The following is a 13,050-nucleotide window of genomic DNA, read 5'->3' as shown; positions in this document are numbered from 1 at the left end:
CCTTTAGTGACAGTAATCTGCTGTCGGGCTGGATTAGCTATTTACGGACTGGTTACCGTGATTTACTAATCAACGAATCGCACGTATTGCCCAAAGGCACGCCAATACCGCCTTCGTGGGGATGCGTTGGGAAAAATTCGATACTTCCCGAAGGGAAATCGGGATTTTTTAAAAGTTCGTGAATGGGTTCAACAAGGGTAATTTTTTGATAATCGCCGTTAGCTCCAGAATGATAGTTGGGCCAGGAAATAGAAGTTGTGTATGAGTCATCTCGGCTCCAGCGAGATTCATCGGGATCGGGATTTTTTGTGTTGAAATAGTGGACATCACCAATGTCAACTAAACCACACATCGAACAGCCCATATCCTGATGATCGCGTGTTGTCAAAATACCGCCGTTGCATTGCCGAAAAGCATTAATTCCGGCAATGTCTTTTTCGGTTAAACCCTTATCCACCTCTAACCCAAATAGCCAAAGTTGATCAAAATCTGATTTGTCGAGACTACTTAAAACTGGATCACCACCTACTGTATCTGATTCGTAATCGCGTCCCGTAACTTCAAATAAGGAGTTTCCTGCTTCGTCTTTAATCGATGCTAAGTAATCTTGTAACATCGAGAAACGAAAAATGCTCCAGTCATTTTCAGTTGTAGGAATCGTAGTCTGCAAAAGAATACGAATTGGTTTTGCCATAACCTCTGCCAGACGAACACCACAATTGAGTATAGCGATCGCTTTGCACTAATGCTTAAATTTTTAAATTCCTCAACATCCGTCCCAAGGATGAAAGTAACTCACAACTCTAGGTAGTAGCGCCAGTAGTTGAGGATAGATAATTTAGATAAAGGTGATTCGATATTCACTCTGGTTTGTATTCACCACACCAATCCTCAGTGGCGCGTGCTGGGGATTTACTGCCTGTCTGGGTAACCTGGATAGCCTCAATAAAACGTTCCTTAGCACAGTGACAGATATGAAAGCAGATCAGCTCCTGAAAAACTATGCCGCAGGTGTCAGAGACTTTACTGGTGTCAACTTGAGCGAGGCAAACTTAAGGGAAGCCAATCTCAGTGGTGTAATTTTAGATAGAGCAATTTTAGATGGAGCTAATCTGAGTCACGCTAATTTAGCCCAAGCCAGTTTGATTGAGGCAGACTTAAATGGAGCAGATTTGAGCAATGCTAATCTCAGTGGTAGCAACTTAACCGGAGCTATTTTGGATGGAGCCATCTTGGATGGAGCAGCAATGGAAGGAGCGAATTTGAGTCAGGCTGATTTGACGGTTGCTAAACTGATTGACACTAACTTGAGTGAGGCGGATTTGCAGGAAGCAAGCTTGATAGCGGCGAATCTAGATGGAGCCGATTTGAGTGGTGCAGACTTAACTGTAGCCGACTTATCCCAGGCAAATCTCACTCAAGCAGATTTGAACCAGACAAATTTGAGCGGAGCAAATTTGGAGGGAGCCAATATAGAAGGAACAATCCTAGATGAGAATGTGTAATATCTCTTGCCGCTAAATCGTAGTACTGACTATAGCGGCGGGATATCAGGCGAATTAGTTAAGATATTTGGATAATCGCCCTCAAAACTCGGAACTTCAAGCTTGGAACTCGAAACGCCGAGCTAAGAACTCGGAACTTTCAGCTTGGAATACCGAATGCCGAGATCAAAACACCGAACGCCGATCTGAGAACTTGGAATGTTGCGTGAGAGTCTATAACTTGTGTGTACAGATTATCCGCTTGCAAGAAAAAATAACGTGGATATATTTTCTACATGAACCTATCCCACTATTCTAAAAATTCCCTAGGCATAGCAATTAGTGACTTTGCTGCTCCGGCGATCGCAAATAACAAATTATCAGAAAATCGCACAGCGATCGCACTTTCCGCCCCGATCAAAATGTACAGCGGCTACAGGTGATTGTCTCCCTAATAAACGGATTGGGACTAGCAGCTGCTGATAGCAATGTTTTAGAAGTATATAGTGATTGTCATACCATTCCCGACTATGCCCGGACAGCCGTTGCCATTGATGCACAATGGGGAATAGTTGTCAACTATCCAGAGAATAAAGTGCTTGCACCTTCACGTTCGGCAACACGCGCTGAAGTTGCAGCGATGGTTTATCAGGCATTAGTCGCCATTGGGCAAACATCTGCAATTAAATCAGTCTATGTAGGGTTGCATTCTAGAAGTTGATAAGTAGAATAAGAAACACTGCTTATCGGCTTGGTAACTCGTGGAAAAAAATCCATGTAGTTAAAAGCACGCTAGGCTAATATGCGATGGGTGACAAATCTTAGACCTATTGCCTAAAGCTAATAGCCCCATGTTAACAACACTTCCAGACACCTCTGCCAACTTAGCGATCGCCTTATTAATTAACTATAGTTTCGATCTCAGTGGGTATAGTGCCAATGAGCTAGTTGAGCGTTGGCAAACGCAATATCCCCTTAATTGGCTACACCTGGCAGTGATTGAGGCACTATATCAAGGTCGTTATAAAGCGGTTTCCGTACAGCAAATTTTAGTATTTTGGCAGCGCCGGGATCAGGCTACATATCATTTCAATATGGAATTTGAACGGATGATTTGTAGCAAATTTCCTCAAAGCTTAACCTCATCGGCTGCACCAGCCCTACCGCCAGCCAAGAAAAACCTTACTGTAGAGAAAGTGACAAGTCCTCAATTACCACCAGCTAAGATTCGCAACGGCTATCAATACAGCAATACTGCAACTTTACAACTGAAAAGTTCCGAACAAAAGGCATCTTTGAGTGAAGAAGAGGGGAAGCAGGAAGATACAGACAATAAAACCGTCCTAAAGTCTCCCCTTTATGAGAAATTTGCCTCTTCGGCAACTCTTCAGCTATCGTCTGCTGTCAGCCCTCGGCAAACTTCACAAGAAAGTCCACCGTCCTCTCCATCACCAAGCTCTCATAAACGACAGCCAAAACTGCTCCCACCTGCTGCTATTCATGCCCCAATCGGCCAATTTACTCCAGAAAAAAGCGATCGCTCTGAGTCTTTCACATCTAAACTTAAAGCGATGTCTGGCGAACAGAATCCGCCAATTGTGGGGAGTGGGGAGTAGGGAGTGGGAAGTGGAGCAGGGGGAGCAGGGGGAGCAGGAGTGGAATAACTAATGCCCAATGCTTTTGAGGTTTTTACTCTGCAACTAACTGCTTAAAGCGCTCATCATTGGCAATATCATCAAAATCTAGGTCAATTGCTGCATCTTCTTTATACCTGGGATTAAGTTCAATTGCTTGTTGTAGAGTTAGCAGAGATAGTTCAATTTGTCTTTGCAGTGCGTAACAGGCTGCTTTATTGTAATAGGGACTGGCATAATCTGGCTTAATTTCTAACGCTTTGTTAAAACTAGCGATCGCTTCATCATCGCGTCCCAATCTTACCAAAGTATAACCGCGTTTATCCCAGATTTTGGGAGAATTGGCTTGAAATTCCAGCGCTTTTTCAAAGGACACTATAGCCTCTTCATATTGTTCCAATGCTACTAGGGAAAGACCGCGATTTAACCAAGCAACTGCATCATCAGGCTTTATTTGTGTAGCTTTGTCAAATGAGGTAAAGGCTTGCTGATGCTGTTGTAAGTTTCCAAAAGCAACACCGCGATCGCACCAAGCTTGATGATAATCTGGCTGAATCTGAATAGCTCTATCATAGGAGGCGATCGCATCTTTGTAGCGTTTCAACCTTCCTAGAGTTAGACCTCGTTTTAACCAAACCACAGGTTCATCAGATTGGATTTTAACCGCTTGGTTGTAAGCTGCGATCGCATCTTCATAGCGCCTTTGGGAAAACAGCCCATCTCCCTGTTGTACATACTCATCAGCATTGAATTCCGGTTGTTGTGGCTGTTCTTGTATTTCTTCCTCAATTTCAGAATTTACCGCCTCGGGGATGAATTCAGGTGTAATTTCAGTTATTTCTTGAAGGATGAGATCCTTTCTTTCTTGGGCATCCAATTGTAATTCCGAAAGTTGAGAGACAAACTCAGTTTCTAATCTTTCTAACTTCTCCAAAATAAGAATCTTTTGTTGTTGAGCATTCCATTGTAATTCTGAGAATTGCAAAGTAAACTCAGAACCCGATTTTTCTAAATTTTCAATAATTAACTCTTTGCACTTTTGAGCATCTATTTGTAATTCTGATAGGTTTTCAGCAAATTCTAACTGCAATGTTTCTAAACTTTCAACAATTTTATTTTTTTGCTCCTGTGCATCTACCTGTAATTCTGATAATTGAAATTTAAATTCCTTATCTAGTATTCCTAAATTGTTCAGTGTAATATCTTTTTGTTTTTGAGCATCTACCTGTAATTTTGATAATTGAGCAGCAAATTCTGACTGCAATTTTGTTGAACTCTCAAGAGCTATATCCTTTTGCTTTTGAGCATCAGACTGCCATCCAGAAAGTTGAGATGTCAACTCAGACCTTGATACTTCTAAATCAGCAACGGCTAGTTGTTGCTGTTGTTGCACACCTAACTTTAAATTAGACAGTTCCTCTGCCATGACAGATGCTAATTTTCCTAGATTTTCCAGTGCTATATCTCTTTGTTGTTGAGCATCAAACTCTAACTTAGATAGCCCAGAAGCAAATTTCGACTCTAAAGTTTCTATATTTTGTTGAGATTTTTTGAGTTCAGTTTCTAATCTACTTAATACCTGTGTTTTAGCTAAATCTAGCTCAGATGTAAGGATAGAGACATTTTCCTGTTCATTTTTAATTTTTTGTTGTAAAGCAGTTGTTTCCTGTTCTAATTCATAATTTATTTTTTTAGCTTCTTGAATAATATTTTCAGCCTCTTGTTTAACGGTGGTTAGCTGATTTTGTAATTTTTCCATTCCCTGTAGTTGTTGCATCGCTCTCTCAACAATTTCACGGATTACCATCCGTCGCAGGAGCCAAAATAAAGCAATGATTGCAACTGGAAATATACTTAATATAACTAGCCAGACATCAAGTAAGACAGTTGTACGGCTAAAAGTGCTATTAAAATCAGATTGGACTTGCTGTTGAATTCGCTTTTCGGCTCGTAGTCGCGCCAATTCTTCCCGTTCCTGATTCGATAAGACTGGAGTAGGAGTTAGTGCTGGGGAGGGTGATGGTACAGATTGTCCACTGGCAATTCCAACGGATAACAGTAAGGGTAAAAAGACAATAGTGCTTTTTACAATTAAAGCGAAAACAGCTTGATTTTTGCTCTTCATAACAACCATCTCAGTCTGTTGGTCAGTTTTTGAAGCGGCGTGCCTCTCTCCAATCTATAACAGAATTAAGTAGTGAAATGTTGTAGAGGCAGTGGAAAATGCTGAACAATCCTTAACTAACTATTCCCTCATCCCTTAATGTACGTAAAACTTCAGTGGTGGAGTGCAGTCAAGTTTTTGAAAAATTTTTTTATGATGTACTATTATAACATTATTAAGTTGTAGCTACTGCCAAAGACGGCAAAAATCAAGCAGCACAAATAAGATTTATCAACCTGTGGAATACAGATTGCAGGAGCATCGACGCTTTCTGAGACCATTCACCGAACTAGGTTCGGACTTTGTTCCTAGCAATGGGAGGGCGTTGAAACTGGAATTCCCACCTGTACGCGAAGTGTCAGCTGTGGGTACTTCGCACTAACATTAGATTATCTAGGGTAAGCAGATTACTTATCCTAAAATTAACTTAACAAAGGCGGTAGAAAATGGGTCGCTTAAATCCTTATACACTGCAATTGCAGATTACCCGAATGTTTGAGCAAGGGCAATCATTTTTTGCCACAACCAAGGTACAAGAATGGTTGAAAGAACGCAAACACAATCCAGAAGATTATGACATTATTTTCCATAAAAAACCCGCGCCTCCTGGTTCAAAAGAAGTGATGGTAGTGGAAATTGAATTACGCCGCAAAGATGGACAACCTGTAGATCCTTGGTTGCAGGAACAAGCAAATCTTCATGCTTGATTTTAGCAAATAGCAATTTTCAATTTAAATTCATATTATCTTAACAGAATTTTCCATAGTGTAGCGTTCCCAATTGCGGAACGCTCTTTGTTATTTATCTTTGTATTGATCATAAATACCTTTTGAAATCATCAAAGAAAAGACTATGTAAGCAAATTCTACTTTTGCCTCTGCGCTTTTGGTCTTACTGTGGTAGCTTGCGGTAATTCGCTACGCGTGTACGTTAATCAAAATCACCCAATCAGGTGAATCTAATGGGTGAGGTATAAGAAACACAAAGTATCGTACCTTGAGGCTACAAATGGTTGCTTGGCACACCAATTTATAGCCTCAAAAATTAGGAAGTGGATGATGACTGTAAACCAAATTATTGGAGATTCACCAAATCAAATTTTTGCCAACTTGGGTAAACGTTTCTTTGCCTGGATGATGGCTGAAAGTAGCAGCACGGATGATAAAATTGTAGGCGAACGCAAACGTTCTCTTTTTGCAAATCTCCAAGGGAAGGTATTAGAAATCGGCCCAGGAACTGGCCCTAACCTCCCCTACTACCCTAAAGGTATCGACTGGATAGGAATCGAGCCAAACCCATACATGCATTCCTATCTCCAAAAACAAGCAGAAAAACTGGGCTTAAACATCGACCTCCGCATTGGTAATGCTGAATGGCTTGACGCTGAAGATAACAGCATAGATATTGTTGTTAGTACCTTAGTTTTGTGTTCAGTGCCAAATATAGATTATACATTACAGGCAATTTTAAGAGTACTCAAACCAGGTGGACGCTTCTTATTTATTGAACATGTCGCCGCACCTCAAGGAACTTTATTGCGGCAACTACAAAGTACAATTAGTCCGATTTGGAAAGTGATAGGTGATGGTTGTCATCCAGATAGAGAAACTTCGATACCCTTAGAAAATGCTGGTTTTGATAGTGTGAATTATGAGCGATTTGATACACAATTACCGATTGTTAGTCCTCATATTATTGGTGTAGCGATAAAGTGAAAGATTTTTGGGAGGATTGCTGAATCAAAGTATGAAAATCTCACGCATCGGAGCGAGTGCGTAAGGTAAATTTATATTTTAATCCAGCAATACCTCTTTTTTGGACAATCGCTTATCTAAGAATAGATATTATCTGTGTGTGGGATTGCCCATATCAAAAACATTAAATTCAATTCCTTCTAACTTCAGCCTCAAATCCTCTAATAAGAGGTTTACTCTTTCTTCAATAAAAATAGTAAGGGCGTATTCAGGAAGCGCATTGGCTCTTGACCATTCAAGAATAATCGTCGGTATAAGATGAGAGCGTAGCACTTCTTCTAAACCAGGCTCGTCATATTCTTTGAGATAATCTAACGGATTTTTATCGCTAATTTTCAAATTAGTTATTTGAGACAGATAGGCAATATTCATCAGGCTGTCAGATTCTATATGACTAGCAATGCCACTCTATTTAATAAAGTTAACTGGAAATATATGGTGTAAGTTAGGCTTATCTGTTAGCAGATAATAAACATCAGACAAAACATCTTTATGGGGTTTTGCCCAATCCTGCGGCTTGTGGTTTGCATAAAGTGATAGTATTGCTCTGGACAAGCGACCTCTATAACTGTAAAAAGATTTTCTGAGCGTATTTTTATCAATATCAAATTGATTGAATGAGTAAGTCCTATTAGCCTTTTGTAGATTAACAAAGTCTATATGTTGCCAGAGTTGAGTAGTGTTTGTTAGTAAGTCTGCGTTATGAAAACTATAATACCAAAAATACTTATCTAAAAAACGATAATCTGGTTTATAATTACAATAAAAATATGCTGTGATAGTTAAATATAAATATCGGTAAGGAATTAATCTTGTACCTTTTATATGTAAACAATTATCAAAGAAATAAAAAGTTTTAGCGATCGCTGTTTTAAAATTTGATAAAGATTTCTTTCAACCTTACCATAATTATTTTTAATATCTTCTAACTTAATAATTAGGTTTTCCTCATAACGTTTATTTTTAGCTTTATTTACTTTATTTTGCCCATTGTTATCATCAATTTCATCCCAAAATAAAAATCTCTTGATATAACTTGTATTATCGGTTGCATCAGTAAATTCAATCGTCAAGTCTACATATAGGGTTGGGTCAAACTTTTTCTTACAAGCAATATTATCTCCATATATTGAGGTTAGAAGGGCAGTTGTCCTTTGTTGTCCATCTAAAATATATTGGTATTCGTTAGAAGAAAAATCATCAGCAAGCTTAATACCTCCTATTTCTCTATGACTTTCAAGCTTAGTACTGGTTTTCCAAATTAGAATACTTCCTAATGGGTAAAATTTATAAATACTATCCCAGAGTTTTTTAACATTTTCTTTCTCCCAGACAATATCTCGCTGAAAAGTAGGAATTTGATACTTTCTAGCTAAGAGATTATCCAAATAGGTAGCAATGGCAGAATTAGTTGGCTGAATGCGATCAGTATATGTAGACATTGAATTAACCTTACCTAACTTTGAGTAAATATCAAGATTGGCATGTGAATTGAACTAATTTTAGTAAAATTCTATACCAAGGTAACTGATATTTAGCTCAGTGGCAAATCAGATTTTACAAAACCTATAACCTAGCTGTTTCTAACGCTTTGAGTACTGTAGCTGATTGAACTTCAGGCGAAATTAGTGAGAATTATTTAAGTTGCATTCAATCTCAGTACACTTGGGTGATAACCCTCAGTCTATCTGGTTTTTGGCTTAACCCAAGCGTGTTGGATTTCCTTCTACGTATTCTCTCGTAGTCTTTTTCAAAAATCAAATATGATTCCCATATAAATATATTGATTATTTGGATATTGATTATTTGGCTATGGGTAACAATCAAGGCTGCGATTATCAATAATTTTTTGGGCAATCTAAATATAGCCCTTTTTTCTGTTTAGCGATTGTTTAAGGAAAGAACCTTTGATAAGAGCCAACTCAAGCCCATCTGACACCAAAATGCATTCCTCGCACAATTTGCTGATCCGATTTATTCTCGGCGGCACTACTCTTATTGTGAGTATTTCTGCTTATTTTAGCTATGAATCTGCTCGGAAAATAACGCTAGAAGAGTTGAGAGGAAGAGCTTTTTTAGAGGTACAAAGAGGGGTTGATGAAATTGAGGAGTGGTTGCATGTTCGCAAAGTGGAGGTGCAAACCCTTGCTCATACTTCAACTGTACGTTCCTTAGACTGGCCTGTGGCAGAACCCTATTTAAAGTCAGAAGTTGAGCGGATCGATGAATTTTTCTCTTTTCAAATAGTTACCCCGGATGGTGCGTATTCTAATACTAAGGTTGGTCGGTCAAATAAGAATATTAAGGATCGAGACTACGTTCAAAAAGCACTAGCCGGAAAAAGCAACATTTCCGATCCCTTTATCAGCCGTTCCACAGGCATTCCTTTAATTGCGATCAGCACTCCGATATGGTCAAATTCTCCTATCAGTCATTCACCAATTGGCACTTTCCAAGGCGTCGTTAAAGTCGATCACATTGCTAAGGTGGTCAACTCTCTGCACTACGGTAACAACAGCTATGCGTTCGCCCTCAATTCCCAAGGACAAGCGATTGTCCATCCCAACTCAACTTTAATGTCAACGCTAGAAAAACCTGCACCCAGCCTGCTGAAAATTTCAGATCGCAATTTAAAGGCGATCGCGCAACAGATGGTAAACAAGCAACAGGGAATTGAGTTGATGGAAATTGACGGTGCAAAGAAGTATGTTGCCTATGTTCGGTTGCGAGAAGCTAATTGGTCTGTGGCTCTGGTGATTCCGCGCCAAAATATTGAATCTCGGCTACAATTCCTCGATTTTATTGCCCTGATTTTGGGTGGATTAACAGTCACGATGATCACTGTCTTGTGGAGGGTGCAAGCATTTGAACAGACTCAACTGAAAAAGTCCAAAGCAGCGGCTGATACCGCAAACCATGCTAAGAGCGAATTTTTAGCCAACATGAGCCATGAACTGCGAACGCCCTTGAATGGTATTTTGGGTTGTGCTCAAATTTTGCTGCGTTCCAAAGGTTTGCCAGAGCCAGAGCAATATCATGTAAACATCATTGAACAGTGTGGCTCTCATCTGCTGACTTTAATCAATGACATTTTGGATCTTTCTAAAATTGAAGCGCAAAAACTGGAACTGCATCCTCATGATGTGCATTTCCCGTCTTTTTTACAGGGGATCAGGGAAATTTGCCAGATTCGGGCAGAACAAAAGGGCATCTTGTTTGTCTATGAACCCGCGATCAACTTACCTATTGGGGTTCATGTCGATGTCAAAAGGTTACGTCAAGTTCTCTTGAATCTGCTGGGGAACGCCATCAAATTTACGGATGAGGGTAAAGTTACTTTCAAGGTTGAGGTAATCGATCAACTTCCTGGTGATGGGCAGACGGTGAAATATCGGATTCGCTTTAGTTTAGAAGATACCGGAATTGGGATAACTCCAAACGAGTTGGGCAAGATTTTTTTGCCATTTGAACAAGTAGGTGAGAAAAAACGTCAGACCGAAGGGACGGGGCTGGGGTTAGCTATTACTCGGCAGTTGGTGCAGCTGATGGGTAGCGATATCCATGTTAAGAGTCAGATCGGTCAGGGTAGTACTTTCTGGTTTGAGATTGCGATCGCCGAAGCAAGCGTATGGGTACAGTCTGCTATGGCTGCATCAAAGGGACAAATCATTGGCTTTGAAGGTAGCCCCCGCACCATCCTGATGGTGGACGATCGCTGGGAGAATCGCACAGTAATTACAAACTTACTGCAACCACTGGGTTTCAATGTAGTTGAAGCTACCAACGGTCAAGAAGGTTTAGAAAAAGCGATCGCCCTTAAACCAGACCTGGTGATTACAGATTTGATCATGCCAGAAATGGATGGGTTTGAATTGATTCAACACCTGCGTCATACTCCAGATATCGCGGATGTCAAGATTATCGTTTCTTCCGCTAGTGTCTTTGAAGCTGACCAACATCGCAGTCTGAAAGCAGGAAGTGACACCTTTTTGAGCAAACCTGTACAGGTAGATGAATTACTGCATCAATTAGAGTTCCACTTAGGTTTGGCATGGATTTACCAGCAGTCTCAGTCTGAGGAACAAAGAATCAATTCGGCTATAACAGGCGATCGCCCATCAGATAAATTGACTCCTCCTGATCCCGATGTATTGCGGGAACTGGCGACCTTAGCCAGTAAAGGTAACTTCAATGCCATTCTCAAATTGGCCGATCAACTAGAGGAAACAGACACAAATTTCGCTCCCTTTGCTCACCAATTGCGGCAACTAGCGAGGCCGTTTGACGAAGATTTAATCCTCAACTTCTTGAGTCAATATGGAGTAGACACAGTATGACAGCGACGATAGGCGACCAAAAAAATTCTCTGAATGGCGATCCTGCCAGAGGAATTGTTTTAGTCGTTGACGATAACCCTGCCAACTTACAAGTTTTATCGAGCTTTTTGGATCAGTCTAGCTTTGAAGTTTGGGCGACTCGTAGTGGTGAAAAAGCCATTCAAAGATTAGACAATAATGATTTACCTGATTTAATTTTGCTTGATGTAATGATGCCGGGCATGGATGGGTTTGAAACTTGTAAACACCTAAAAAGTGATCCTCGTATCCAGGATATTCCAATCATTTTTATGAGTGCTCTTTCAGATCCTGCTGAGAAAGTTAAAGGATTGCGATTGGGAGCCGTAGACTACATTACCAAACCTTTTCAATATGAAGAGGTCTTGGTGCGAATAGAACACCAGTTGAAGCTAAGAAATTTGACGAAAACCTTGGTTGCCAAAAACGCCGAATTACAACAGGCTCAAACCCAACTAATCCAAGCAGAAAAGGTAGCAACCTTGGGTCATCTGACAGCAGGAATTGCCCATGAGGTGAATAATCCGATCAATTTTATAGCTGCCAACTTAAATTTTGTGGAACAGTATGTTCAGGAGGTTGTTGATTTACTCAAGCTATATCAAAAGTATCTGCCCGATCCACCTGTTGAAATTCAAAATGCTATTAAAACAAAAGATATCAGCTTTTTGTTAAATGATTTATCTAAAATTATTCAATCTATGCAAGTTGGTACAGATCGCGTTACAGAAATTGTGTCATCATTGAATAAGTTCTCTCGCCACAGAGACGCAGGCAAGAAACTGGCTAACCTGCATGAAGGTCTAGAAAGCACGCTACTCATTCTCGGTCATCGACTCAAAGCAAATGCTCATTGTCCGGCAATCAAACTAATCAAAAAATATGGAGAATTGCCACCTATTGAGTGCTATCCAGGCGAAATAAATCAGGTCTTTATGAATTTGATTTGCAATGCGTTCGATGCAATTGAAGAAATACAAAAAAATCAAGCCTTTGAGGGAACTTCCAAATATATTGGTGTGATTATAATTCAAACTGAGTCAATTGGAGAACGAGTTATTCTCCGAATTGCAGATAATGGCTCAGGAATTAGCGAAGCAGACCGGACAAAAATATTCGATGCTTTCTACACCACAAAAACCATCGGTAAAGGAACAGGGCTAGGTTTATCTATTGCTTACCAAATTGTAGTTAACAATCATCGCGGCAAGCTAACTTGCCATTCAACACAAGGTAAGGGTACAGAGTTCATGATTGAATTACCTGTCCGATAAATTAGAATTTGCACAATGTAGATTATTTGCTAAAACTAAATAAAAATGTTTGTTCATTACATAAAATACAAAACTAATATTTAAAATGCCAATTTAACAAGCATCTAACTTGGAAGTTTTCAAAGTTTCTAAAGCCATAACTGGAACGTTTAATCAGCTTACAGCTATTTTCAGGTAAATAGACCACGCTCTACGGGCACAGCAATGCTGTGCCCCTACGACAGATGTGGTTCAAATACATGAAAACTGCTGTAAGTTTGTTATTAATTCCTTCAACAGCACGTAATCGACTAAGAGCTGATTCGTAAAGAAAATCTAAAGAGAATTAAGTCTCGCTTTACTCAGGTTATAGGCTAAACCGAGAGCAGTTATGTTATTGTCGATG

At 39.8% G+C, this 13,050-nt stretch carries 9 protein-coding genes and 3 pseudogenes; 7 read left to right on the top strand and 5 right to left on the bottom strand.

The annotated features are described in order from the left end of the window. Positions 1 to 64: 64 nt before the first annotated feature. Positions 65 to 694, bottom strand: a pseudogene (locus tag V7K85_RS12810) (hypothetical protein); the annotation flags it as partial. Positions 695 to 974: 280 nt separating this feature from the next. On the opposite strand from V7K85_RS12810, the gene V7K85_RS12805 reads away from it, so the two are divergent. From V7K85_RS12805 to V7K85_RS12795, 3 genes and pseudogenes are all read left to right on the top strand, one after another. After that, positions 975 to 1,505, top strand: coding sequence for a pentapeptide repeat-containing protein (locus V7K85_RS12805; protein WP_334814047.1), 531 nt, complete (start codon positions 975 to 977; stop codon positions 1,503 to 1,505). A 373-nt stretch (positions 1,506 to 1,878) separates the two neighbouring features. Then, positions 1,879 to 2,205: pseudogene (locus tag V7K85_RS12800) on the top strand (S-layer homology domain-containing protein); the annotation flags it as partial. A gap of 130 nt (positions 2,206 to 2,335) precedes the next feature. Beyond that, positions 2,336 to 3,100 carry a hypothetical protein gene (locus tag V7K85_RS12795; RefSeq protein ID WP_334814046.1) on the top strand — a complete coding sequence of 255 codons (765 nt, stop codon included), beginning with the start codon at positions 2,336 to 2,338 and terminating at the stop codon, positions 3,098 to 3,100. Between the two features lie 73 nt (positions 3,101 to 3,173). On the opposite strand, the gene V7K85_RS12790 is transcribed toward V7K85_RS12795, so the two are convergent. Continuing rightward, complete coding sequence (locus tag V7K85_RS12790) at positions 3,174 to 5,243, bottom strand: tetratricopeptide repeat protein (RefSeq protein ID WP_334814045.1); 2,070 nt, start codon at positions 5,241 to 5,243, stop codon at positions 3,174 to 3,176. A gap of 485 nt (positions 5,244 to 5,728) precedes the next feature. Between V7K85_RS12790 and V7K85_RS12785 the strand changes: the two genes are divergently transcribed. Continuing rightward, positions 5,729 to 5,989, top strand: a complete 261-nt coding sequence (locus tag V7K85_RS12785; RefSeq protein ID WP_292759579.1) for a hypothetical protein — start codon at positions 5,729 to 5,731, stop codon at positions 5,987 to 5,989. Between the two features lie 348 nt (positions 5,990 to 6,337). Continuing rightward, on the top strand, positions 6,338 to 6,997 hold the full coding sequence (locus V7K85_RS12780) for a class I SAM-dependent methyltransferase (protein ID WP_334814044.1): 660 nt from the start codon (positions 6,338 to 6,340) through the stop codon (positions 6,995 to 6,997). Positions 6,998 to 7,126: 129 nt separating this feature from the next. Here V7K85_RS12780 and V7K85_RS12775 read toward each other — a convergent pair whose 3' ends face one another. Together V7K85_RS12775 and V7K85_RS12770 are read right to left on the bottom strand one after the other, a co-directional pair. Next, entirely contained in the window at positions 7,127 to 7,408 is a 282-nt protein-coding gene (locus tag V7K85_RS12775) for a hypothetical protein (protein WP_334814043.1), read from the bottom strand. 449 nt (positions 7,409 to 7,857) lie between these two features. Beyond that, a complete protein-coding gene (locus V7K85_RS12770) occupies positions 7,858 to 8,478 on the bottom strand; it encodes a DUF262 domain-containing protein (protein ID WP_334814042.1) in 621 nt (206 codons plus the stop codon). 501 nt (positions 8,479 to 8,979) lie between these two features. Between V7K85_RS12770 and V7K85_RS12765 the strand changes: the two genes are divergently transcribed. Next, the gene (locus tag V7K85_RS12765; protein ID WP_334814041.1) at positions 8,980 to 11,373 is read left to right on the top strand and encodes a hybrid sensor histidine kinase/response regulator; all 2,394 of its coding nucleotides are present in this window, start codon (positions 8,980 to 8,982) and stop codon (positions 11,371 to 11,373) included. Beyond that, positions 11,370 to 12,665: a sensor histidine kinase gene (locus V7K85_RS12760; RefSeq protein WP_334814040.1), complete on the top strand. Its 1,296-nt coding sequence runs from the start codon at positions 11,370 to 11,372 to the stop codon at positions 12,663 to 12,665. The genes V7K85_RS12765 and V7K85_RS12760 overlap by 4 nt, the downstream gene beginning before the upstream one ends. A 73-nt stretch (positions 12,666 to 12,738) precedes the next feature. Here the strand turns inward: V7K85_RS12760 and V7K85_RS12755 are convergent. Beyond that, positions 12,739 to 12,834: pseudogene (locus V7K85_RS12755) on the bottom strand (transposase); the annotation flags it as partial. Between the last annotated feature and the right edge of the window lie 216 nt (positions 12,835 to 13,050).

Source organism: Nostoc sp. (genome assembly GCF_036917615.1).
In the GTDB taxonomy this organism is placed as follows: domain Bacteria; phylum Cyanobacteriota; class Cyanobacteriia; order Cyanobacteriales; family Nostocaceae; genus Nostoc.
Note: the sequence above shows the minus strand (reverse complement) of the source record. Positions and strands in the feature narration are given on the sequence as shown.

What these genes read in the sequence shown, in the direction of transcription:
- V7K85_RS12805 (WP_334814047.1), top strand. Translation starts at nt 975, where the DNA reads ATGAAAGCAGATCAGCTCCTGAAAAACTATGCCGCAGGTGTCAGAGAC.
- V7K85_RS12795 (WP_334814046.1), top strand. Translation starts at nt 2,336, where the DNA reads ATGTTAACAACACTTCCAGACACCTCTGCCAACTTAGCGATCGCCTTA.
- V7K85_RS12790 (WP_334814045.1), bottom strand. Translation starts at nt 5,243, where the DNA reads ATGAAGAGCAAAAATCAAGCTGTTTTCGCTTTAATTGTAAAAAGCACT.
- V7K85_RS12785 (WP_292759579.1), top strand. Translation starts at nt 5,729, where the DNA reads ATGGGTCGCTTAAATCCTTATACACTGCAATTGCAGATTACCCGAATG.
- V7K85_RS12780 (WP_334814044.1), top strand. Translation starts at nt 6,338, where the DNA reads ATGATGACTGTAAACCAAATTATTGGAGATTCACCAAATCAAATTTTT.
- V7K85_RS12775 (WP_334814043.1), bottom strand. Translation starts at nt 7,408, where the DNA reads ATGAATATTGCCTATCTGTCTCAAATAACTAATTTGAAAATTAGCGAT.
- V7K85_RS12770 (WP_334814042.1), bottom strand. Translation starts at nt 8,478, where the DNA reads ATGTCTACATATACTGATCGCATTCAGCCAACTAATTCTGCCATTGCT.
- V7K85_RS12765 (WP_334814041.1), top strand. Translation starts at nt 8,980, where the DNA reads ATGCATTCCTCGCACAATTTGCTGATCCGATTTATTCTCGGCGGCACT.
- V7K85_RS12760 (WP_334814040.1), top strand. Translation starts at nt 11,370, where the DNA reads ATGACAGCGACGATAGGCGACCAAAAAAATTCTCTGAATGGCGATCCT.